The sequence below is a fragment of the Streptococcus parasanguinis ATCC 15912 genome (genome assembly GCF_000164675.2).
In the GTDB taxonomy this organism is placed as follows: domain Bacteria; phylum Bacillota; class Bacilli; order Lactobacillales; family Streptococcaceae; genus Streptococcus; species Streptococcus parasanguinis.
On sequence record NC_015678.1, the window covers coordinates 1,259,911 to 1,284,398 of the forward strand.

General features: G+C 44.5%; 18 protein-coding genes and 1 riboswitch. Of the genes, 11 read left to right on the top strand and 7 right to left on the bottom strand.

Translation table 11 applies throughout. From position 1 onward, the window contains the following. The first annotated feature begins 30 nt into the window (after positions 1-30). A complete protein-coding gene (gdhA, locus tag HMPREF0833_RS05930) occupies positions 31-1,377 on the top strand; it encodes an NADP-specific glutamate dehydrogenase (protein ID WP_003004977.1) in 1,347 nt (448 codons plus the stop codon). 277 nt (positions 1,378-1,654) lie between these two features. Beyond that, complete coding sequence (locus HMPREF0833_RS05935) at positions 1,655-1,972, top strand: hypothetical protein (RefSeq protein ID WP_013904164.1); 318 nt, start codon at positions 1,655-1,657, stop codon at positions 1,970-1,972. 193 nt (positions 1,973-2,165) lie between these two features. Here HMPREF0833_RS05935 and HMPREF0833_RS05940 read toward each other — a convergent pair whose 3' ends face one another. After that, a complete protein-coding gene (locus HMPREF0833_RS05940) occupies positions 2,166-3,014 on the bottom strand; it encodes a mechanosensitive ion channel family protein (RefSeq protein ID WP_013904165.1) in 849 nt (282 codons plus the stop codon). Between the two features lie 138 nt (positions 3,015-3,152). Between HMPREF0833_RS05940 and sstT the strand changes: the two genes are divergently transcribed. Continuing rightward, on the top strand, positions 3,153-4,370 hold the full coding sequence (gene sstT / locus HMPREF0833_RS05945) for a serine/threonine transporter SstT (RefSeq protein ID WP_013904166.1): 1,218 nt from the start codon (positions 3,153-3,155) through the stop codon (positions 4,368-4,370). A gap of 53 nt (positions 4,371-4,423) precedes the next feature. Here sstT and HMPREF0833_RS05950 read toward each other — a convergent pair whose 3' ends face one another. From HMPREF0833_RS05950 to HMPREF0833_RS05970, 5 genes are all read right to left on the bottom strand, one after another. Beyond that, positions 4,424-5,755, bottom strand: a complete 1,332-nt coding sequence (locus HMPREF0833_RS05950) for an alanine/glycine:cation symporter family protein (RefSeq protein WP_003018226.1) — start codon at positions 5,753-5,755, stop codon at positions 4,424-4,426. A 101-nt stretch (positions 5,756-5,856) separates the two neighbouring features. Next, positions 5,857-5,951, bottom strand: a riboswitch (glycine riboswitch). A 129-nt stretch (positions 5,952-6,080) separates the two neighbouring features. After that, complete coding sequence (locus HMPREF0833_RS05955) at positions 6,081-7,499, bottom strand: C69 family dipeptidase (protein WP_013904167.1); 1,419 nt, start codon at positions 7,497-7,499, stop codon at positions 6,081-6,083. Positions 7,500-8,105: 606 nt separating this feature from the next. After that, on the bottom strand, positions 8,106-10,445 hold the full coding sequence (locus HMPREF0833_RS05960) for an endonuclease MutS2 (RefSeq protein WP_013904168.1): 2,340 nt from the start codon (positions 10,443-10,445) through the stop codon (positions 8,106-8,108). Positions 10,446-10,518: 73 nt separating this feature from the next. Continuing rightward, positions 10,519-11,073 carry a CvpA family protein gene (locus tag HMPREF0833_RS05965; RefSeq protein ID WP_013904169.1) on the bottom strand — a complete coding sequence of 185 codons (555 nt, stop codon included), beginning with the start codon at positions 11,071-11,073 and terminating at the stop codon, positions 10,519-10,521. Positions 11,074-11,083: 10 nt separating this feature from the next. Further along, positions 11,084-11,374 (bottom strand): hypothetical protein, encoded by a 291-nt coding sequence (locus tag HMPREF0833_RS05970; RefSeq protein ID WP_003005477.1) that lies wholly within the window; start codon positions 11,372-11,374, stop codon positions 11,084-11,086. A gap of 136 nt (positions 11,375-11,510) precedes the next feature. Here HMPREF0833_RS05970 and rnhC point away from each other — a divergent pair, with 136 nt between their 5' ends. The 3 genes from rnhC to recD2 all read left to right on the top strand — a co-directional run bounded on the left by rnhC (position 11,511) and on the right by recD2 (position 15,563). Next, the gene (gene rnhC / locus HMPREF0833_RS05975; protein WP_013904170.1) at positions 11,511-12,410 is read left to right on the top strand and encodes a ribonuclease HIII; all 900 of its coding nucleotides are present in this window, start codon (positions 11,511-11,513) and stop codon (positions 12,408-12,410) included. A 3-nt stretch (positions 12,411-12,413) separates the two neighbouring features. Continuing rightward, positions 12,414-13,064, top strand: a complete 651-nt coding sequence (gene lepB, locus HMPREF0833_RS05980) for a signal peptidase I (RefSeq protein ID WP_013904171.1) — start codon at positions 12,414-12,416, stop codon at positions 13,062-13,064. A 66-nt stretch (positions 13,065-13,130) separates the two neighbouring features. Then, positions 13,131-15,563: an SF1B family DNA helicase RecD2 gene (gene recD2 / locus HMPREF0833_RS05985; protein ID WP_041818369.1), complete on the top strand. Its 2,433-nt coding sequence runs from the start codon at positions 13,131-13,133 to the stop codon at positions 15,561-15,563. Between the two features lie 673 nt (positions 15,564-16,236). On the opposite strand, the gene dinB is transcribed toward recD2, so the two are convergent. Beyond that, entirely contained in the window at positions 16,237-17,343 is a 1,107-nt protein-coding gene (gene dinB / locus HMPREF0833_RS05990; RefSeq protein ID WP_013904173.1) for a DNA polymerase IV, read from the bottom strand. 260 nt (positions 17,344-17,603) lie between these two features. On the opposite strand from dinB, the gene pflB reads away from it, so the two are divergent. The 5 genes from pflB (at position 17,604) to HMPREF0833_RS06015 (ending at position 24,467) form a co-directional block, all read left to right on the top strand. After that, positions 17,604-19,919 (top strand): formate C-acetyltransferase, encoded by a 2,316-nt coding sequence (gene pflB / locus HMPREF0833_RS05995; protein ID WP_013904174.1) that lies wholly within the window; start codon positions 17,604-17,606, stop codon positions 19,917-19,919. A 417-nt stretch (positions 19,920-20,336) separates the two neighbouring features. Continuing rightward, a complete protein-coding gene (locus tag HMPREF0833_RS06000; RefSeq protein WP_003016764.1) occupies positions 20,337-21,095 on the top strand; it encodes a threonine/serine exporter family protein in 759 nt (252 codons plus the stop codon). Between the two features lie 4 nt (positions 21,096-21,099). Beyond that, positions 21,100-21,567, top strand: coding sequence for a threonine/serine exporter family protein (locus tag HMPREF0833_RS06005; RefSeq protein WP_037617035.1), 468 nt, complete (start codon positions 21,100-21,102; stop codon positions 21,565-21,567). A gap of 462 nt (positions 21,568-22,029) precedes the next feature. Beyond that, positions 22,030-23,202, top strand: coding sequence for a hydroxymethylglutaryl-CoA synthase (locus tag HMPREF0833_RS06010; RefSeq protein ID WP_013904175.1), 1,173 nt, complete (start codon positions 22,030-22,032; stop codon positions 23,200-23,202). Next, on the top strand, positions 23,202-24,467 hold the full coding sequence (locus tag HMPREF0833_RS06015) for a hydroxymethylglutaryl-CoA reductase, degradative (protein WP_013904176.1): 1,266 nt from the start codon (positions 23,202-23,204) through the stop codon (positions 24,465-24,467). Before HMPREF0833_RS06010 ends, HMPREF0833_RS06015 begins: the two co-directional genes overlap by 1 nt. Positions 24,468-24,488: the final 21 nt, after the last annotated feature.

Sequence of the window (24,488 nt, forward strand, 5' to 3'; positions counted from 1 at the left end):
TTTTCGTTTCATTCACAAAGGAGAATTAACATGACAACTGCTAAAGAATATATCCAAAGCACCTTCGAAACTGTAAAAGCTCGTAACGGCCATGAAGCTGAATTCCTTCAAGCTGTTGAAGAGTTCCTCAGCACTTTGGAACCTGTTTTTGAAAAACATCCTGAATACATCGAAGAAAACATTTTGGCTCGTATTACAGAACCTGAACGCGTGATTTCTTTCCGTGTTCCTTGGGTTGACCGTGAAGGAAACATCCAAGTAAACCGTGGTTACCGTGTTCAATTCAACTCTGCTGTAGGTCCTTACAAAGGTGGTCTTCGTTTCCACCCAACTGTTAACCAAGGGATCTTGAAATTCCTCGGTTTCGAACAAATCTTCAAAAACGTCTTGACTGGTCTTCCTATCGGTGGTGGTAAAGGTGGATCTGACTTCGATCCTAAAGGAAAAACAGACGCTGAAGTGATGCGTTTCTGCCAAAGCTTCATGACTGAATTGCAAAAACACATCGGTCCTTCTCTTGATGTCCCAGCTGGTGATATCGGGGTTGGTGGACGTGAAATCGGATACCTTTACGGTCAATACAAACGCCTTCGCCAATTCGATGCTGGTGTCTTGACTGGTAAACCTCTTGGTTTCGGTGGTAGCTTGATCCGTCCAGAAGCAACTGGTTATGGTTTGGTTTACTACACTGAAGAAATGCTCAAAGCAAACGGCGACAGCTTTGCTGGTAAGAAAGTCGTGATCTCAGGTTCTGGTAACGTTGCTCAATACGCTCTTCAAAAAGCAACTGAACTTGGTGCAACTGTTATCTCTGTATCTGACTCAAACGGTTACGTGATCGACGAAAACGGTATTGACTTCGACCTTCTTACAGACGTCAAAGAAAAACGTCGTGCACGTTTGACTGAATACGCTGCTGAAAAACCAACTGCTACTTACTACGAAGGTTCTGTATGGACTTATGCTGGTAACTATGATATCGCTCTTCCATGTGCAACTCAAAATGAAATCGATGGCGATGCTGCAAAACGTTTGGTCGCTCAAGGTGTAAAAGTTGTCTCTGAAGGAGCAAACATGCCAAGTAACATCGATGCCATCAACGTATACAAAGAAAATGGTATCCTTTACGGACCTGCTAAAGCAGCCAATGCTGGTGGGGTTGCTGTATCTGCTCTTGAAATGAGCCAAAACAGCCAACGTCTTTCATGGACACGCGAAGAAGTGGACGGACGTTTGAAAGACATCATGACCAACATCTTCAACACTGCTAAAACAACTGCAGAAACTTACGGTCTTGGTAAAGATTACCTTGCAGGTGCCAACATCGCTGCCTTTGAAAATGTCGCAAACGCGATGATTGCACAAGGTCTTGTATAATCAATCGATATTTTTCTTTAAGACCTTCGGGTCAAAGCCTCTCAACTCCTGAAACCAGTATGTTTCAGGAGTTTTTTTATAGCTACCAGCCTCTGTCAAGACAACCCGACCAAGGGAGGAAAGCCATTTTTAAGACAAGGGACTCGACCGTCTCTAGTGAGGAGATGTGAGCCATCTCTTTTTCTGTATCTTTTTCTAAAAAAATTTTATTTTTTTACTTTTTCCCCTTGCATTTTTAATAAATTAGTATTAAACTGTAGCAAAAGGAGGTGTGCTTATGTTTCTTTTAGCTCAAGAAAAATCAGATACGATCGAATTCCTTAAGTCTGAATTGGTCCAATTACTCTCCAATATGCGACAAGAAATCGCAGCTAGCCGTCAATCACAGACTGGCACAGCTTGCCATCATATTGAATATTGCATGGACAAGATCCAAAGGGCAAAAAGTTCCGTAGCCATTGCCCTCCCGATCGAATCCTTAAATCTTGAAATCACGACTATGTTGCGCCAGCAACTCATCGTTTTGCCACCAGAGGCTCGAAAAAATTGGGACCAGATTAAAAAGCTGGACTTCAAATACTGCCACTTAAAATAGACCAAAAAAGAGAGTGGGACAGAAATCGGTAATTCGTTAGAATTCGATTTCGTCGTCCCACCTCCGCACAGTTGAGTAGGGCTGTAAAAGCTGATAAAATCAGCGTAGTAGAGCCCACTCAACCACTGCGTCTTGCTCGACAATCCAAAAATAATTGAGAGGCTAGGACTTTTGTCCCAGCCTCTTTTTTGTATTACATGATCCCATTCTTTCCTGTCGGTAGGCTAATCCCTGCTTCCATCAAGGCATCATGGTAGAGTTTATAGTAGGTGTGATAGACAGTCGTCTGGGTTCCATTTTGCGCAGTCATCGCGATGCGGAAGGAATAACGACCATTTTTTTCGATCTGTGGGCCTAAAATCGTAGGACCTGTCAACACCTCTGGGTGTTTATCTTGTTCAGACTGATTGACCTGAGCAATCACCTGATAGATCTTGTCGAGATCGGTATTTGCATCTAGCGGAATATCGATCAGCACGCGCATATCGCCACGTGAGAGATTGCTGACGACGGTGATGTTGCGATTCGGGACAAAATGGAGAGTTCCATCAAAGTCTCGCACCTGAGTCGTGCGAATCCCGACACTGCTGACGATTCCGGCAATATTGATAGATCCATTCGTGAGACGAACATTGTCTCCCACATCCAACTGCCGTTCTAAAAGGATGAAGAAACCATTGACCAAATCGGAAAGAAAGCCCTGGGCTCCCATCCCAATCGCCACCCCAGCAATCCCAGCACCAGCCAAGAGACTAGAGACTGGAAGGCCCAGAATCGACAAAATCCAGTAGATCAAGATGAAATACAAACAATAGTTTAAGAGGCTCTCAACCAAGCGGAGAATCGTATTTTTACGGGCTTCATCCTGCACCGTATACTTAAAGGAAGGGGTTAATATCCGCTTAACCAGGCTATGGATGACCTTTTTAGCGATAAAAAATAAGAGAAAGACAAAAATCAGAGAGATACATTTTGATATCAGATCATCAAAAATCTTTGTCCAGTCTATTTTACTGAAATAACGTTGGAGAGCTTGACTCATTTATTCGGGCCTTTCTATCAAAGAATAGTATGATTATATCAAATATTCGGAAATAAGGCTATTTTTTGAAAATTTCATTGCTTTTCCCCCCTAACTATCGTATAATATTCCTTAATTATTTTTTTAAGGAGGTCTTACATGATTCATCGATTGATTACCACTTGGAATAAAACCAACCTTATGAAAAGGATCGCAATCGGGATTGTACTTGGAGTCATCCTAGCACTTATCTTCCCGAAAGCAACTGGCATTGGACTCTTAGGTCAGTTCTTTGTTGGGGGGCTCCGTGCGATCGCACCTCTTCTGGTCTTTGCGCTCGTCGCAAATGCCCTCTCCCAACACCAAAAAGGGACAGAGACCAATATGAAAAAGGTCATCGTCCTCTATCTCCTAGGAACCTTTGCTGCTGCCTTCGTTGCTGTTTTGGTCAATTACATCTTCCCGATCACCATTACCCTGACTGGAAAGGCCGCTGAAGGATCCTCTCCAAACGGGATTGGCGAAGTGATTAGTAACCTCTTGCTCAAGATCGTCGACAACCCGGTCAATGCCTTGCAGCAAGCCAACTACATTGGGATCCTTTCTTGGGCAACCGTCTTTGGGATCGCCATGAGAGAGGCGAGCGAACATAGTAAGGACCTCCTCCAAACCCTAGCAGACATCACTTCAAAAATCGTTGAGTGGATTATCAACCTAGCTCCATTTGGGATCTTAGGCTTGGTCTTCACGACCATCGCTGGCCAAGGACTCAGCGCCCTTAGTAACTACGGGATTCTCTTACTTGTTTTGGTTGGTACCATGGCATTTGTAGCCCTGGTCATCAATCCATTGATCGTCTTTTTCATGATTCGCAAGAACCCTTATCCCCTTGTTTTTAAATGCCTCCGTGTCAGTGGGGTAACAGCCTTCTTCACTCGAAGTTCTGCAGCCAACATCCCTGTCAATATGCGTCTCTGTGAAGAATTGGGGCTGAATCCAGACACCTATTCTGTCTCCATTCCACTTGGTTCAACTGTAAACATGGCAGGCGCAGCCGTGACGATCAATATTTTGACGCTCGCTGCTGCCAATACCTTGCACATTCAGGTTGACTTTGGAACGGCGCTCATCCTGAGTGTCGTAGCGGCTATCTCTGCTTGTGGAGCATCTGGAGTTGCGGGAGGATCTCTCCTTCTCATCCCTGTTGCTTGTAGCCTCTTTGGCATCACCAATGATTTGGCCATGCAAGTCGTCAGCGTCGGCTTTATCATCGGGGTCATCCAAGACTCTTGCGAAACAGCCCTCAACTCTTCGACAGATGTGCTCTTCACTGCCATCGCCGAAATGAGCAGCTGGCCAAAAGAAAAACGCTATTAAATGAGCCTATCTCAAATAGACAAGAAAACCCAGACCTCGCGATCTGGGTTTTCTTATTTCTTAAAGTATTGTTTGCTTTCTTTGATGATGACAGGGGAGAGAGCTAAAAGGGCGATCAGGTTGGGCAAAGCCATCAGCCCATTCACAATATCCGCAATCACCCAGACCAGATCCAGCTTAAGGAAGCCTCCTAGTCCAACCATAAAAACAAAGAAGGTCCGATAGAGGTTGATATGTTTGACGCCAAAAAGGAATTCGAAACACCGCTCTCCGTAATAAGACCATCCAAGTATGGTCGTGGTCGCAAAAAGCACCAAGCATAGCGTTAGAATGATGCCTCCGACTGGACCAAAGACGCCTGTAAACGTATCCTGAGTCAAGGTACTAGTGCTGCCCTTAGCCATCCACTCACCTGAAACCAATAACGAAAGTCCTGTCAAACTACAGATGATAATGGTATCAATAAAGGTTCCTGTCATGGAGATCAAGCCCTGCTCGACTGGCTCATTGGTCTTCGCCGCTGCTGCTGCAATTGGGGCAGATCCGAGACCAGATTCATTAGAGAAAACTCCACGCGCCACCCCTTTTTGGATAGCCATTTTAACCGTTGCTCCTGCAAAACCTCCCATGGCTGCGGTCCCTGTAAAAGCACCCGAAAAGACTGCTTTTAAGGCTGGAAGCAATTGGTCCAGATGCAAGACAATAATCGTGACAGTCGCAAAGATATAGGCTGCAGCCATAAAAGGAACCACTTTTTCAGAGACTTTGGAAATCCAGTGAATCCCACCAAAGATGATAGTCGAAACCACTAGCGCAATCACTACACTAGCCACTTCTGGAGCTGTTCCAAAACTGGCTTGAAGGGATCCCGTAATGGAATTAACCTGGGTCATGGTTCCGATCCCAAAGAGAGCCACCAAAACTCCTGCAACCGCAAAGAAAATAGCCAGTGGTCGCCACTTCTCTCCCATCCCGTGAAGAATGTAGTACATCGGACCACCTGAGATATGACCGTTGTCATCCTTGGTCCGATAACGAATGGCTAAGAGCCCTTCTGCATACTTGGTCGCCATTCCAAAGAAGGCTGCCATCCACATCCAAAAGAGGGCACCTGGGCCACCTGTCTGAATCGCTGTAGCTACCCCTACAATATTCCCCGTCCCTACAGTAGCCGCTAGAGCTGTCGCAAGGGCTCCGAAACTCGAGATATCCCCGTGTCCCTCATCTTCTGTAAAGATCAAGCGAAAAGCTTTTGGAAGGTAGCGTATCTGAAGCAAACCCAAGCGAAGGGTCAGGTAGATCCCTGTTCCTACCAAGAGCACCAACAGCGGGGCGCCCCACACTAAATTATCGAGTTGCTGAAAAAACTGCAATACATGATCCATTTTCTGTCTCCTTTTTCATCGACCGCTCGACAGAAAAGAGAAAAAGAAAGAGCACATGTCAAACATGTACTCTGGTCCTGCTTAAAATAGGCGCTTTCCCTATCTTTCGCTCTGTCCTTTTACCTGAGAGTTTGAGTAGATGCATCCTCTACCTTGCCCCTTCGGTGCCATTTATGGTCTCTCCAGAGTTCCGTCCATTCACAGTCACTCACGCTCCTGCAAACTTCATTCGGTCGTATATAATTTTCTCTATTTTAATCGATTTTCAAAAGTTTGTCAATCGTTTCTGAAAATATCTTGTAAACCACCTGAAAATACACGGTTTTTAATCACTCAAGGAGAAGTGATTGGTCATAAGGTTGCTAGCATCGAGCAAAATCTTGTCCAAGAGTTGATCTGTCGCTTCCTGGATTTGATCACTCATGGCTTGGTTTTCCGCTTCAAAATCAACGGTTTCACCTGCTGCAAGTGCACGATCGACTTTATTGATGCGCGCATGTCCCCAGGACATTGTCGTTTCTTGGTAATCGTCCAAATCACCAACATGGTGAGCATAGTGAGAATCTGCCAGTCCCGCAATAATCCGGTTGGCCCAGTAGAAGGAATCCGTTGTTACCTTAGCCGTCGTATTGGCAAAGTAGTCTGGCGTTGTATCCACTTGGGTAAAGAAAGGAACAGCTGTATTGTAAGGCATGGAGCCATAAGAAATCCATTGGATGCCTGTCGTTTCTTGTGGTTTATTGGGACGCAATTGCAGAATCGCTGTCTGGCTGGTCCGGTTGATCCCGATCGTCCGGAAGGTCCGCTGACTCACGTGATCTCCTTCAGGACCATAAGGATCGTAGATAGTGTCTTGGTAGTGGTTGCTCAAGACATATTTGACATCTTCAATCGTCACCTTACGATAGGGTTTTTGACACCAAGGAATCTCAAAGCTCCGTGGATCCTGCTCGATTTCAGGATTGAGGAAACGCTGGATGGCCCAAGCCCGCGGTGTATTGTAGTGACGGTCCTTGTCTTTTTGGCTACCAAAGGCATAGCGTGGATTAAAACCTTTCCCTTCTTGATCCAGAATCAAATGGTGCTCTGTGACAAAACGTTCAAGATCCGGGTCACAAAGAAACTCATCTGGATTGCCAAATTCAAAATAATCACTTCCCAGTTGGTTTGGGTTGGTCACATAGGCATCGTCAGGGACACGGCGCGCCATCCAGTGGTGACCTCCGATGGTTTCCAACCACCAGATTTCATTCACATCTGAAATCGCGATCCCGTTAGACTCATAAGTTCCATACTCTTCCAAGATCTTTCCGAGACGCAAGACCCCTTCGCGGGCAGTCTTGACATAAGGCAAGACCAAGGTCAGCATGTCTTCCTCACCGATGCCACTCTCTACAAGAGGATCTGCCCCTAGCACACGGCTATTGGTCGTAATGGTCTCTGTCTCACTCATGGCTACATTATAAACATTGATCCCAGCTTCTCCCCAGATCCCGTCTTTAGGAATCGCATCTGGAACCGCTGTATAGCGAACTGGATTATCTGGCAAGTCGATTTCAAAAGTTGATAAAACAGACTTGTAATGACGCGGTTGATCTTCTGGTTTGACCACGATCAATTTCTTGGGCGTAAAAACGCCATTTTGAGAATCCTCCGTTCGTGCTACAATGGTCGAACCATCATAGCTAGCATTTTTTCCGACTAGAATCGTTGTACACGAATCTGCACTTTCACGTTTACGCATGCGTATCCTCCCAAATCATTCATTGCCTCTATTATAACACTTTTAAAAGGGAGGACCTACTGAAAATCAGATATAAAAGCGAATCCTTTTCAACAACTTTCAAATATTTTCATTATGTAAGATTTTAAAAAAACTAGCTGATAAACAGCTAGGATTTAGAATGTAGATAAAATTTTTTACTTAAAACAACTTAAGTGATATAGAATAATTAAAACTGATACATACTAATAGGCTCATTCAAACATATATTGAAACTTTCCGCCGTGAGAAAAGTGACTGAAACACAATTGTTTCAGTCACTCGGGAGTTTTGAGAGTAAAACAGTTTGGGGAACTGTTTTAGCCTGAGCCTAAAAATTGAAAAGGGAAGGGGCTCAAAACGAATTGAACTCGGGCTGCGGATTGTGTCAAAAAGATAAGTTCTCCTAGAATCAAAAGATTCCGCGTCAAACTTCCTATTTTGACTTTATCCGCAGACGCCCTCTGTATCTTAATTTAGTCATGGAACTTCTTCGAAGTTCGCTGACGTCCGTACTCACCTAAGGAAAGTTTCTAAGATAACTTTTTCTTCAATCTGAATCTAGCTGATGAACAACTAGGGCTTAACTTATCCTTTAAACGTAACAATAGTCGCGCCGCTTCCGCCCGCATTTTGGGGGGCATATTCAAAACTCTTGACATGTTTGTTGCGGCGGAGATACTTGGTCACCCCTTCACGAATAACTCCCGTCCCAATCCCGTGGATGATATCGACTTGGGCCATATTGTTGAGGAGGGCCTGATCGATAAAGCCATCTAGCTCTTGCATGGCCTCTTCATAGCGTTTTCCACGGAGGTCCAGACGCGCTCTCGGACCACTCGTGTTCGAGCGTTTGACGACATTCACCTGGTGTTTCTTAGGTTGAGCCGCTTCTTTTTCAGCCTTGATGAGGTTGAATTCTTTTTCTTCCAAGGTCATCTTGATCAAGCCGACTTGCGCCTCCCAGCGGCCATCTTTGAGTTGCTTGACCAGGGTTCCACGTTGGCCATAGCTGATAACCAAGATTTCATCTCCTACCTTAGGAGCACGCGCCTTTTTGGCTTTTTTCAAAACCATATTTTTTGAAAGGTCGACGGTCTCAGGCGCTAGTTTTTTCAACTGAGCCTTGGCCTCAATAATTTCATGTGGTTTCAACTGGGATTTAGCATGAAGGCCTTGAAGGATCCGGTCACTCTCTGAAAGGGCCATGTCCACAATTTCCTTGGCCTCTTCTCTCGCCTTATTGAGCTCTGTTTCTCTCTCTCGGGTCAGTTCGTTATAGAGTTTTCGAAGAGCGCGATTGAATTTGAGATTTTCTTGCTCGACCTCTTGAATGGTATCCAAGCGCTTGCGACTTTCTAAGGTCTGCGCCTCCAATTTTTCAATAATTTGATTGACATCATTATCCGTATTGGTCATCTTCATGGCATCCTGGATAATAGTCTCAGACAAGCCCAAACGGCGGGCAATTTCAAAGGCATTGGAGCGGCCAGGAACTCCTTGCATGAAGCGATAGGTCGGACGTAGACTCGCTGTATCAAATTCCATACTGGCATTTTGCACTCCTGCAGTCTCAATTCCATAAGCCTTGAGCTCTGGATAGTGGGTTGTCGCCATGGTCTTAATCCCGCGTAAACGCAGGTCTTCTAGGATAGCAATAGCAAGGCCAGCCCCCTCTTGAGGATCGGTTCCAGCCCCCAACTCATCCAGAAGGATCAAGGAGGCAGTATCCACTTGATGTAAGATAGATACGATATTGGTCATATGACTGGAGAAGGTCGACAAGCTCTGCTCGATCGATTGTTCATCTCCAATATCCGCAAAGACCTGTGAGAAGATGCCCACACGACTACCTGGATCTGCTAGGATGGGAAGACCAGACTGGGCCATAATTTGCGCTAATCCCAGCGTTTTTAGCATGATGGTTTTCCCCCCTGTATTGGGACCGGTAATCACGATTTCTGTCAAGTCCTCGGTAAAATGTAGGTCATTCGCGACAGCATTTTCAATCAAGGGATGACGTAGTTGCAAGAGCTGAACAGAGCGATTGCTGCTAACCTCTGGTACCACTGCCTTACAATCGCGCATAAACCGATACTTGGCTTTGATCAAGTCCAAGTGACCGATAATCCAAGCGTTATTTGCAATCTCTGCTGCATGAGGGCGCAGGGTGTCAGACAATTCCTCCAGAATCTGAATGATTTCATACCGTTCATCGGCTCGATGGTTGGCAATTTCTTCATTAAGATTGACGACTGCCCGAGGCTCGATATAAACGGTATTCCCGCTGGCTGAGATATCGTGGACCACCCCTGCAATGCGGTTACGATAGGTGTTTTTTACTGGTAGAACATTGCGGCCATTCCGACTAGCAATCACAGCATCCGCTAACATATCGGCCTTGCTTTTCAGCAGGTCTTGGAGAATCTCTCTGACCTGGTGTTCATTTTCCTGGATTCGACGGCGGATTTTGGCCAATTTTTCACTGGCAAAAGACTCGACAAAGCCTCCTTCGTTGATAGCTTGAAGCCCACCTTGTAGGCGTGGTAAATCCACCAAGTTGTCAAAGAGGCGATTGAGCCTTTCCAGACGGACATTTTCCAAGTTGTCGTAGAAATCCTTGAGCTCATGTGTCACCCGAAGGACCGCTTTTAGCGCTAGTAATTCATCGATATTGAGGGATGCCTCCATCTCCAAACGCTTGGCCACTGGACGGACATCTTGAATCGTCGACACGGCAAAGCGAGGCTCTTCCAAGAGGATCTGCTCCATATCTTCCAACTCCATAAAGGCCGTTTCGATGCTTTCTCTTTTATCAGTTGGAGTAAGGGTTGCTAGCTCCATCTCCCCTTGTTCTGTCTGTAGATAGGGTTCAAAGAGTTGCTTGACCTTGTCAAACTCCAGAATATCTAAGATTTTTTTATTCATATTTCTCCTACAAAAAAAGTGAGCGTCCTTCCTTGAATCGGACTTGTCTCACTCCTTTCTTCATTTTTGCTCCTTAAGCTCCGATAATCGCAGTCACCCACAAGTTGTGGAACAGACTGGAACTGATCGGGGTATGAAGGATGATAAAGCGGATCAATCCACTTGCATTTAGTCTATTTTGGATGGAAGCCATGGGAACCGTTGAGAGGACAGTCAAGCCCATCTGGATGACCAAGAGAGTTATCACGACGGCGATCACACCCGCTCCAATTTGATACTTGCGATCCTCCAGTTTTTCTGGCTGGGGTACCAAGTGCATAAAAATCCCAATCACACGACCAATCAGATAGACTATCGCAAAAATCAATACATAAGCTAAACCTGCATAAAAGATGTCATCTAATTGAAATAGGTAGCGGTTGGCATAAAAATAATTCACCGATTGCCGAGTAGGACTCGAAAAAGGAACCCATAGAGACAACACCTTGGCCAGTCCCTTGTAGCTACCACCTGCAATCAAGAGGGCCACTAAGGTCACTAGAAAGTAATAAGACTGGAGGATAATCCCTCTTGCATAGCCAATATAAAAGCTCCATGCCAAAATCAATAAGATTAAGAAAGTTAACATGTATCTCCTCTTATTTGGATGATTTATCCTTTAAGTCGTCTAAAGCCTTGCGACGAAAATCATCTAATTCTTTTTCTTTGTCGTCAAACTCAATCTCGCGATTCAATTGCATGGACAAACTGTTTACTGCCAATAAGATCGCGATGGTTTCGTCATCTGCCTCTGGCATTTGTTCCTTAATTGCTTGGTATTTTTCTTTCGCAACACGTTCGACTTCTTCCATAAACAAATTATCATGGTTGGTTGTTAAAGTGAGCGCTTTGTTTCCAAATGTAAATTTATATCTATTTAAGCTCGCCATAAAAATCACCTCACGGTATTATACCAAAAAAGGCTAGCTTTGTCAGTAGCAAAGCCCCTCTTCACAGGGATTTTCCAGTGAATTCTTTCTTTCTTTTTGCTCCCTCTCTCCCTGAATTTGTGGTACAATAGTGGTTATGGAAAGTATGACACTCACTCCAACACAGGAGCAAATTCTTGATTTTGTCCATACCTATCGCAGTTCTCTCACTCAAAGCAAGAACCCTCATATGGATTATTTCTTTCGACTAGAGGGAGCGACCGTTTCGATCTACAAGTCTGGAAAAGTCTTGCTTCAAGGCAATGACCTTACTCCTTACCTGACCTTTTTCGGGCATGATGCTGAGAACCCCAAGAGTTCTACTACTTCATCTGCACGACAAGATCTCGCCATGATCGGAACCGACGAGGTCGGAAACGGCTCTTATTTTGGTGGACTCACCGTCGTCGCATCCTTTGTCACACCTGACCAGCACGACTGGCTCAAAAAGCTCGGTGTTGGGGATTCAAAGACCTTGGATGATCGAAAAATTCAGCAATTGGCTCCTCTCCTTGAGGAAAACATCCAGCACCAAGCACTCTTATTATCCCCAAAGAAGTACAATGAAGTCATTGCTTCTGGCTACAATGCTGTTTCAGTCAAAGTGGCCCTGCACAATCAAGCTATCTATCTTCTATTAAATAAAAGAGTCCAAGCAGAGCGAATTGTGATCGATGCCTTTACGACGGCTAAAAACTACCAAAAATACGTGAAAGCTGAAAAAAATCAGGTCTCCCAAGCTATTGAGTTGGAAGAAAAAGCAGAAGGTAAGTATTTAGCTGTTGCAGTTAGTTCCATCATCGCCCGCAATCTCTTCCTTCAAAATCTGGAAGATCTGGGCAAGGAACTGGGCTTTAATCTCCCTAGTGGAGCAGGGGCTAAATCAGACCAAGTCGCTGCTAAATTGCTTCAGACCTACGGGATGAAAGCTCTGGATTATTGTGCCAAACTCCATTTTAAAAACACAGAAAAAGCAAAGAAATTACTAGAAAGATAAGTTATGTCAAAAAGAAGTTCAAAACATTCATCTAGCTCACCAGTGGTGAGGTTCCTTAAAGAATGGGGCCTCTTCAGCATCATTGTTGGTCTCATCATCGCCTCACGTATCTTCCTTTGGGCTCCGGTCAAGGTGGATGGCCATTCAATGGATCCAACCCTGGCTGATAGCGAGTACCTCCTTGTGGTCAACCACCTCTCGATTGATCGTTTCGACATTGTCGTTGCCAGTGAAAAAGACGACGACGGCAAAACCAAGGACATCGTCAAGCGGGTCATCGGTCTTCCTGGAGATACCATCCAATACGATAATGATACCCTGTATATCAATGGAAAAAAGACCACTGAGCCCTATTTGAAAGACTACATCGCTCGTTTCAAAAAAGATAAATTGCAATCGACCTATACTGGAAAAGGGTTCGAAGAAAATGGAGAACTCTTCCGCCAATTGGCCAATACAGCTCAAGCTTTTACTGTAGACAAGGATGGCAATCCTAAATTTACCTTGAAGTTGCTCGACGATGAATACCTCTTACTCGGAGATGACCGGATCGTTTCAAAAGATAGCCGTCAGGTCGGAGCTTTCAAGAAAGAACAAATCAAAGGGCAAGCCGTCTTTAGACTATGGCCTATCTACCCTTTCAAAACTTATTAGTATAGATCAAAAAACTAAGGCTGAGGCAATACGTCCCAGCCTTGCTTTATAAAAAGGAAAGAAATGATGGAATATTATTTTTCTGGTACTATTGAGCGCATTATTTTTGAAAATCCTAGCAGTTTTTTTCGAATCCTCTTACTCGACATTAGCGATACAGATGCAGAAGACTTTGATGATTTTGAGATCATTGTGACAGGCACCATGGCAGATATCATGGAAGGCGAAGACTACACCTTCTGGGGGGAGCTGGTCCATCATCCTAAATACGGAGAACAACTCAAAATCAGTCGCTATGAACGTGCCAAACCCTCTAGCAAGGGCTTGGTGAAATATTTTTCCAGCGATCACTTCAAAGGAATTGGTCTCAAAACGGCTCAAAAAATCGTGGACCTCTATGGGGACAATACCATTGACAAAATTCTGGAAGCTCCTGAAAAATTAGAAGAAATTACTGGTCTCTCCAAGAAAAACCGCCTAGCTTTTGTGGAAAAACTTCGTCAGAATTACGGAACGGAACGCATTCTCGCCCAACTAGCCAATTATGGCATTCCCAATAAATTGGCCTTTCAGATCCAGGATTTCTACAAGGAAGAAACTCTCCAGATCGTGGAGCAACAGCCCTACCAATTGGTGGAAGACATCCAAGGTATGGGCTTTAAAATCGCGGACCAACTAGCAGAAGAATTGGGTATTGCAAGTGACGCTCCCGAGCGTTTCCGAGCAGGTCTGATCCACAGCCTCTTTAGCTACTCTATCGAGACTGGAAATACCTATATCCAAGCCAAGGACCTCCTGCGCTATACCATTGACCTTCTAGAATCAGCTCGTCCAGTAGAATTGGATCCTTCCACTGTCGCCCAAGAATTAGGCCACCTCATCGAGGAAGACAAGGTCCAAAACGTGGACACCAAGATCTTTGACAACAGCCTTTTCTTTGCGGAAGAAGGGATTCGCAGCCATATTGGCCGATTGCTGGAGAAGGGTAAAAAAGCTTCGTTTGACCCTGAGAAAATCAACCAAGCTATCGAGGAGGTTGAAAAAGATCTGGGGATTCGCTACGATGCGATTCAAAAAGAGGCGATTCACCAAGCTATCCAAAACAAGGTCTTTATCCTCACCGGGGGACCAGGGACAGGAAAGACTACCGTTATCAATGGGATGATCAGCGTCTATGCCCAACTCCACCAGCTGGATCTTCGGAAGAAAAAAGACCTGCCGATCCTGCTGGCTGCCCCAACGGGACGAGCAGCTAGGCGCATGAATGAGCTGACAGGACTTCCGAGTGCCACTATCCACCGCCATTTGGGGATGACTGGGGATGATGACACCAGCCACTTAGAGGACTATCTGGATGCAGACTTTATCATTGTGGACGAATTTTCCATGGTTGATACCTGGCTGGCTAATCAATTACTTAGCAACATCGCAACAGATACGAAACTCTTGATTGTGGGGGATGCCGACCAATTACCTTCCGTCAGCCCTGGTCAGGTCTTGGCTGATCTCTTGCAGATCCCAAGCATCCCTCAGACCAAACTCGAACATATTTTCCGTCAGAGTGAGGACTCGACCATTGTCTCACTAGCAGGAGACATTCGCCAAGGCAAGCTACCTCAAGATTTCACAGAACGAAAAGCTGACCGCTCTTATTTCGAAGCTGGAAGCGAACACATCCCTAAGATGATCGAACAAATCACTTCTGCTGCCCTTCGTAGTCAAATCCCTGCTCGAGATATCCAAGTCTTGGCACCCATGTACAAGGGCCAGGCCGGCATTGACAATATCAATACGCTCATGCAAGACCTTCTCAATCCAGCTGTCAAAGATCAGGTTGTTTTTGACACACCAGACTGCCAATACCGCGATGGAGACAAGGTCATCCATCTGGTCAATGATGCAGAAAGCAATGTCTTTAACGGAGATATTGGCTACATCACCGATCTTCTCCCAGGAAAATATACAGAATCCAAGCAAGATGAATTGACCATCCAATTTGATGGCAATGAAATCGTCTACCCGCGCAATGAATGGTACAAGATTCGCTTAGCCTATGCAATGAGTATTCACAAATCGCAAGGAAGCGAGTTTCCGGTGGTGATTCTACCCATTACCAATCAAAGCCACCGGATGTTGCAACGTAATTTGATCTATACTGCCATCACGCGCTCTAAGAGCAAGCTGATTCTCTTAGGGGAATACAGCGCCTTTGATTACGCCACTAAAAATACTGGTACTGCGCGCAAGACCTACTTGGTTGAACGCTTTAAGGACCTGGACGGAGGCGAGGCGACCAAGGACTCTTCTTCATCCGTTGACACCGCTTCTGCTACAGTCGAATCCGCACGAAGCAAGGAAGGGACTGTTGAAACGAAGACTGAGCCTGATGAACCGACTGTCTATCGACTGACTGAAGACAATCTCCACACCATCTCTCCTATGATCGGACTGACTGAAGAAGAGATTGCAGCCTTTTTTGATGTCAAACAACCTAATTGATATCCCAAAAAATTAAAATAATCTATTTTTTAAGGCACATTCAAATACAGCTGAAATTTTTCGCCGTGAAAAAGAGGCTGGGACAAAAGTCCTAGCCTCTCAATTATTTTTGGATTGTCGAGCAAGACGCAGTGGTTGAGTGGGCTCTACTACGCTGATTTTATCAGCTTTTACAGCCCTACTCAACTGTGCGGAGGTGGGACGACGAAATCGAATTCTAACGAATTACCGATTTCTGTCCCACTCTCTCAGGAGTTTTGAAAGTAAAACAGTTCGGGGAACTGTTTTAGTCTGAGCCCAGAAATTGAAAAGCGAAGGGGTTCAAAACGAATTGAACACGGGCTGCGGATTGTGTCAAAAGCGTAAAATACATTAGTACTAAATCCAAGACACAGTAGCTGATTGAATTCTTCTCCCGCCTTTTAGCCCGGAGGAAGAATCCTAATCAGCCTTGTGGGGGCAGGACAACGAAGCAATCCCATACAACAGTGCTTCTGTCCTGCTCTCTATTTTGACTTTATCCGCGAACGCCCTTTGTATGTATCTTAATAAGTCATGGAACTTCCTGGATTGCTGAAATCATCCACTGGATCATTTCACCTAACGTCCGTACTCACCTAAGGAAAGTTTCTAAGATGACTTTGTCATCAATCTTAGGCGACTAGTGAACAGACTAGTCGTCTTCTTTTTCTTCCACCAAAGGCAACTCGGTATGAGCCACGAAATTGGTCATGGTGACACCCAAGAGGCGGATTCCAGTATTTGTCGATTCAATTTCTTGAAAAATATGACGAGCGGAACGATTGATCCGCTCAGCCTCTCGTGTTGGCTCCGTCAGGGTGATCCGCTTGGTCAGGGTGGTGAAGTCTCCATAGCGCACTTTTAAGACCAAGGTCTTGCCTTGCTTGCCGTGTTTTTCCAGCGATTGGGCCACCTTACTGGACAGATTGGCAATTTCTTCTAAAATATCATCTTCAGCATAGAGGAGCTTGCGGTAGGTCCGCTCTTTTCCGATCGACTTGCGGATGCGATGGCTCTTGACAGGGCTATTGTGAATGCCTCGCGCCTTGCGGAAGAGATCATAGCCAAAGCGTCCAAATCGATCAATCAAGGTCATCTCTGGGATGGCTAAAAGATCCGCACCAGTATAGACCCCCATCTCATGCAGCCGCTCCACTGTCTTCTTTCCTACCCCGTGAAATTTGGCAATGTCCATCTGGCTCAGGAAATCCTCGGCATCCTCCGGCAAGACCACCGTTAGGCCACGGGGCTTTTGGTAGTCACTTGCCATCTTGGCCAAAAACTTATTATAAGAGACACCCGCTGAAGCTGTGAGATGCAGCTCTTCCCAGATCGCATGCTGAATCAAGCGGGCAATCTTGACAGCTGATTTGCTCTGGATTTTATTTTCCGTCACATCTAGATAGGCTTCGTCAATACTCATGGGCTCGATCAGATCTGTATAGCGCTTGAAAATTTCACGAACCTGTTCGCCCACCTCTCGGTACTTCTCATAATTTCCAGAGATAAAAATGGCTTGAGGACAAAGGTCCAGCGCTTCTTTGGAACTCATGGCCGAATGAATCCCATATTTCCTTGCTTCATAGTTACAGGTCGAGACCACACCTCTCCCACCTGACTGACGAGGGTCCTGGCCAATTACGACAGGCTTCCCCTTTAAACTAGGGTTATCTCTTTCTTCGACGGCAGCAAAAAATGCATCCATGTCAATATGAATAATCTTGCGACTCGTATCATTCACTAATGGAAATATCAGCATTTTTCACCCTCCTTCTTTACCATTATAAGAAGAAAATTTCAGAATTGCAAAAATCGACTCTCCAGAAAACATGAAAATTGATGGAAAACCGTGTTTGTTTTCAAAAATATAGTACAGTATCGCAGAGGATTTAAAACTGTATTATAAAAGAATCTGTTGTTTTTCGCAATTCACCTTTGTGTAACCGGTTTCTGTATGGTATACTACTAGTGTAAATGCAACAGATGTAGTTGCTAGAAAGATAATAGAGGAAAATAGTAATGGTTGTTAAAACAGTCGTTGAAGCACAAGATATTTTTGACAAAGCCTGGGAAGGCTTCAAAGGTGAAGATTGGAAAGAAAAAGCAAGCGTTTCTCGCTTCGTTCAAGCTAACTACACACCATATGATGGAGATGAAAGCTTCCTAGCTGGTCCAACTGAACGTTCTCTTCATATCAAAAAAATTGTTGAAGAAACAAAAGCTCATTATGAAGAAACTCGTTTCCCATACGATAACCGTCCAACATCTATCGCTGATATCGCAGCTGGATATATCGACAAAGAAAACGAAGTGATCTTCGGGATCCAAAACGATGAACTCTTCAAGTTGAACTTCATGCCAAAAGGTGGTATCCGTATGGCGGAAACTACTTTGAAAGAAAATGGATACGAACCAGATCCAGCTGTTCATGAAATCTTCACTAAATATGTAACTACTGTAAACGATGGTATCTTCCGCGCTTACACTACAAACATCCGTCGTGCCCGCCACGCTCACACTGTAACTGGTCTTCCAGATGCATACTCTCGTGGACGTATCATTGGGGTTTACGCTCGTTTGGCTCTTTACGGTGCTGACTACTTGATGGCTGAAAAAGCAAGCGACTGGAACTCTATCACTGAAATCGATGAAGAATCAATCCGCCTTCGTGAAGAAGTAAACCTTCAATACCAAGCTTTGAAAGAAGTTGTTCGCTTGGGTGATCTTTATGGTGTAGACGTTCGTCGTCCTGCCTTCGATACAAAAGAAGCAATCCAATGGACAAACATTGCCTTCATGGCTGTCTGCCGTGTCATCAACGGTGCTGCTACTTCTCTTGGACGTGTGCCAATCGTTTTGGATATCTACGCTGAACGTGACTTGGCTCGTGGTACTTACACTGAATCAGAAATCCAAGAATTCGTTGACGATTTCGTTATGAAATTGCGTACTGTTAAATTTGCTCGTACAAAAGCTTACGACCAATTGTACTCAGGTGACCCAACCTTCATCACAACTTCTATGGCTGGTATGGGTAACGATGGACGTCACCGTGTTACTAAGATGGACTACCGTTTCTTGAACACTTTGGACAATATCGGTAACTCTCCAGAACCAAACTTGACAGTTCTTTGGACTGACAAATTGCCATATAGCTTCCGTCGCTACTGTATGCACATGAGCCACAAACACTCTTCTATCCAATACGAAGGTGTAACAACAATGGCCAAAGACGGATACGGTGAAATGAGCTGTATCTCATGTTGTGTATCACCACTTGACCCAGAAAACGAAGAACAACGCCACAACATCCAATACTTCGGTGCTCGTGTTAACGTACTTAAAGCTCTTCTTACTGGTTTGAACGGTGGTTACGACGATGTTCATAAAGACTATAAAGTATTTGACATCGAACCAGTTCGTGACGAAGTTCTTGACTTTGACACTGTTAAAGCTAACTTCGAAAAATCTCTTGACTGGTTGACAGACACTTACGTAGATGCTTTGAACATCATCCACTACATGACTGATAAGTACAACTACGAAGCAGTTCAAATGGCCTTCTTGCCAACTCACCAACGCGCAAACATGGGATTCGGTATCTGTGGATTTGCCAACACTGTTGATACCTTGTCAGCAATCAAATACGCTACTGTTAAACCAATCCGTGACGAAAATGGATATATCTACGATTACGAAACAATTGGTGAATACCCACGTTGGGGTGAAGATGACCCACGTTCTAACGAATTGGCAGAATGGTTGATCGAAGCTTACACTACTCGTCTTCGTAGCCACAAACTTTACAAGAACGCTGAAGCAACTGTTTCACTTCTTACCATCACTTCTAACGTTGCCTACTCTAAACAAACTGGTAACTCTCCAGTCCACAAAGGGGTATACCTCAACGAAGATGGTTCTGTGAACTTGTCTAAATTGGAATTCTTCTCACCAGGTGCTAACCCATCTAACAAAGCTAAAGGTGGATGGTTGCAAAACTTGAACTCACTTGCTAGCCTTGACTTTGGTTATGCAGCTGACGGTATCTCATTGACTACTCAAGTTTCACCACGTGCTCTTGGTAAGACTCGTGACGAACAAGTTGATAACTTGGTAACCATCCTTGATGGATACTTCGAAAACGGTGGACAACACGTTAACTTGAACGTTATGGACTTGAACGATGTTTACGAAAAGATCATGTCAGGTGAAGACGTTATCGTTCGTATCTCTGGATACTGTGTAAACACTAAATACCTCACTCCAGAACAAAAAACTGAATTGACACAACGTGTCTTCCACGAAGTTCTTTCAATGGATGATGCATTGAGCTAAGATTCAAGCAAATCATATAAACCAGTCGGAAACGGCTGGTTTTTTCATCCCATCGCAAGATTATTCTGAATTTTGAAAGAGTTTAAGAGCCTACCACATAGAGTTTGACAGCGCTTTCTTCGAATGTTATAGTAGAGCTGTAAATAATATAGAAGGGGTGATCCTATGTTTTTAACATTTGTTCTCGCTATTATTTGGCTCTTTATCTTGATTGCACTGATCTTTTTAGCAACCCTTCTCGTCCAGGATATGACCGTGCAGCATCACCACCCGAGTTAACGAATGATAAGACTAAACAATAGCTATTCTAAACGAATTCAGAAAGGATAAGAAACAAACTAGAATTGTCAGATTTTAGTTCTGTCTCTCGTCCTTTTTTGCTATAATAGAAACAGATTATTTAGTAAGAAGGAAATTATGGAAGAGTCAAAACAGATCAACCAAGTGATCGACGTTCTGATGTTAGCTGGAACTCTCCTGTTAGAAAGCGGTTCTGAGATCCACCGAGTCGAAGATACGATGATCCGGATTGCCCATTCACAGGGAATCGACGATTGCAATGCTTTAGCGATGCCGGTCGCTATTTTCTTTTCAATCGAGAATGCCAATATCACGCGTATGAAACGGATCTTACGGACCAATTACAATATTGAAAAGGTCTGTGATGTTAACCAGATCTCTCGTCAACTGGTCTCTGGAGAGATGGATCTCTCTCAAGCCTACCAGGCCTTGAGAGAGTTAAAAAATAAGCGCGTTCCTTATACCAATCTCCAGTTGACCATTGCGGCGACTCTCAGTGCGCCTTTCTTCTCCATCATGTTTGGAGGAAATGTCTACGACGCGATTGGGGCAGTCATCGCAACTGTTTTTGCCTTTTCTTTTTCACTTGTCGTTGAGAAATACGTTCGTATTCCTTTTGCAACAGCCTTTGCGGCCGCCTTTATCTTTGGATTTTTAGCCCATATCTGGGCCAAATATAGTGGTTTTCCTTCCAATACGGATCTCATTATCGCTGGCTGTGTCATGCCCTTCGTTCCTGGAATTGCCATGACCAATGCTGTACGGGATCTTATGAACAACCACCTCAACTCAGGGATGAGTAAACTTTTTGAGACCCTCCTTATCACACTTGCACTTGGTGCCGGAACTACGGTCGCCCTAGTCCTTATGAAATAAAATGATGAACCTAACTGAATTTTTAATCCAAGCGGTGGCCAGTTTGATTGCCATCATTACCTTTTTAATCGTCCTCAATGTGCAACGCTCCATGCTAATCCCTGGAGGAATCCTAGGCATGAGCATTTGGTTGCTTTACTATGTACTAAAAGGGCCTACCAATGTCATCGTAGCAACCTTTATCGCCGCTATTGTAGGATCCTGTATCAGTCAGATTTTAAGTATCGTTCTCAAGACTCCTGTTGTGGTCTTTATGTTATCCATTCTCGCCCCCTTAGTTCCTGGATATATTTCCTATCGGACGACTTCCTTTTTTGTCAGTGGCCAATATCGCCAGGCAGTGACCAGCGTGACCCTGGTGGTTATTCTGGCCTTGGTGATTTCCATCGGGATGGCTAGTGGCTCTGTCGTCTTGAAACTGTATCATTCTTATCAACGTTATCAGAAAAGAAAAGCAGCTAATGTAAACTAGCATTGATTACTTTTCTTTTTATGATTGTCTGTAGACTTATAAAATACATACGCGAATGCTCCAAGCAAATCACTAGGAACTAAAAAGATCTCTAACTATTAAGTAGGAGCTGTATAGAAACTGGTGAATAGAAAACTGATTTGATGCTTTTCCCTCCTTAAAATATCATCAAAGACACAGATAATTGAATTTTCAAGGACCCCCTATTACCTAAAATTAGGACCTTTTAGAATCATCTACTCTATCATTCACCCATTCCTTTTAGTAAACAAAAGTTGAGTCTTTTTCTTTATTATTCTCTATTTTGACCTTCCACATTAATTTCTAACCAGCAACGATTCAAATTCGATCCTAAGAATGATTTCCAATAGGATCTAGCTTTTTCAAGGGAATTTTGCTCTTAAATATGGTAGAATAGTAACGAAATATACTAGTAGATATCAAATAAAAAAGAGGTTAAGAATGACAATTGGGATTGATAAGATTGGTTTTGCGACGAGTCCTTATGTCTTGCGTTTAGAAGATTTGGCTACTGCTCGTGATACCGATCCCGAAAAACTAAGCAAGGGTCTTCTCTTAAAAGAACAAAGTGTTGCGCCGATCACAGAAGACATCGTCACATTGGCTGCTACTGCAGCAGATGATATTTTAACAGACGAAGACAAAGAAGCGATCGACATGGTGATTCTTGCGACAGAATCTGGAATTGACCAGAGTAAGGCTGCTGCTGTGTTTGTCCATGGCTTACTAGATATCCAGCCTTTCGCCCGCTCTTTTGAGATGAAAGAAGCCTGCTATGCTGCGACTGCTGCCTTGGATTATGCTAAACTCCATGTTGAAAAATTCCCACAGAGTAAGGTTTTGGTCATTGCCAGTGACATTGCTAAATACGGAATTGGGACTCCTGGTGAACCAACACAAGGGGCTGGAGCAGTTGCTATGCTGATCAGCCACAATCCTCGTATTCTATCTTTTAACGATGACAATGTTGCCCAAACACGTGATGTCATGGATTTTTGGCGTCCAAATTATGCGACAACTCCCTTCGTGAATGGAATTTATTCAACGCAACAATATCTAGATTCTCTGAAAACAACTTGGGCGGAATACCAGAAACGAACTGGCCTTGCCTTGACAGACTTTGCAGCTGTCTGCTTCCACTTGCCTTATCCGAAATTAGCTCTCAAGGGCTTGAAAAAAATCTTGGATAAGTCATTATCAGAAGAGAAAAAAGATCAATTACAATACAACTTTGATCAATCGATTCTATACAGCCAACGCGTGGGAAATATCTACACTGGATCTCTTTTCCTAGGCTTGCTGTCACTACTGGAAAATCAACCCCAACTCAAAGCTGGGGACCGAATCGCCCTCTTTAGCTATGGAAGTGGAGCGGTTTCTGAGATCTTTAGTGCCAATCTCGTTCCTGGTTTTGAGCAACTCTTAGATCACAAACGCATGGAAAAACTGGACCAACGTACGGTTCTTAGTGTTGCTGACTACGAACGACTCTTTTATGAGGAAGTAGATCTAGATCCTAGTGGCAATCAAGTGTTTGAGCCTGCTACGCATCAAACTTTTGCTTTGACAGAGATCAAGGAACACCAACGCACTTACCAGAAAGTAGAAAAATAATGGCACGATTACCAGGTTTTGCAAAACTTTCTCCCACAGAACGCATAGAGGCCTTACTGAAGGAAGGCCTCTTAACTTGGGATGAAGCACAGATCTTAAAAGAACAAAAGGGACTTCCCCTTTCTATTGCAGATCAATTGACGGAAAATGTCTTGTCGACTTTTGACTTGCCTTTTAGCCTTGCTCCTTATTTTCTGATCAATGGTCGTGACTATGTCCTTCCCATGGTCACAGAAGAGCCTTCCGTGGTCGCGGCTGCCAGCTTTGCAGCCAAGCTCATCCAACGTTCGGGCGGTTTCACCACCCAGGTGCACCAGCGCCAAATGATTGGTGAGATTGCTCTGACGGATGTTGAAGACGTAGAAGTTGCTAGCAAGCGCATCCTAGAGGACAAGGAAACCCTTCTTCAGCTCGCTAATGAAGCCTATCCTTCGATCGTTAAGCGTGGAGGTGGAGCGAGGGATCTTTGGGTCGAAAACAAGGGGGACTTTCTTATTGTCTACTTGGCTGTCGATCCCAAAGAAGCCATGGGGGCCAATATGCTCAACACGATGCTGGAGGCTCTGACCGATCGCATCCAGAAACTCTCTGGTGGTCAGGCCTTGATGGCAATTTTATCCAACTTGGCTACTCGCTCTTTGGTGAGTGCACGGTGTGCCATCGATTTTAAAGTACTGAGTCGAAATCCTGAGGAAGCCATTGAGATTGCCCACCGGATGGAGCTAGCTAGCCAACTGGCTCAAGTGGATCCTTACCGTGCGGCCACTCATAACAAGGGAATTTTTAACGGGATTGATGCCCTGGTCCTTGCAACAGGCAATGACTGGCGGGCCATCGAAGCAGGAGCCCATGCCTATGCTGCACAAAGTGGTTCTTACAAAGGCTTGAGTCACTGGACAAGTCAGCCGAAAGAGAAAAAACTCTATGGAGAGATCACCCTGCCAATGCCGGTTGCGACAAAAGGAGGCTCGATTGGCCTCAATCCAACGGTTCAAGTCAGCCACCGTTTGCTAGGAGAGCCTTCTGCTATTGAATTAGCTGGTATCATCGCTTCGCTCGGTTTGGCGCAGAATTTCGCGGCCCTCAAAGCCCTTGTCACCACAGGGATTCAAGCAGGACATATGAAACTCCAAGCACGCTCCCTAGCCCTTCTAGCAGGAGCTAAGGAAGAGGAAGTTCCACGATTGGTCAGCCAACTCCTTGAAAACAAACCCTTTAACTTAGAAAAGGCACAAACACTCTTACAAGAATTGAGAAAATCATGACCACCCGTCAAACGGGTGGTT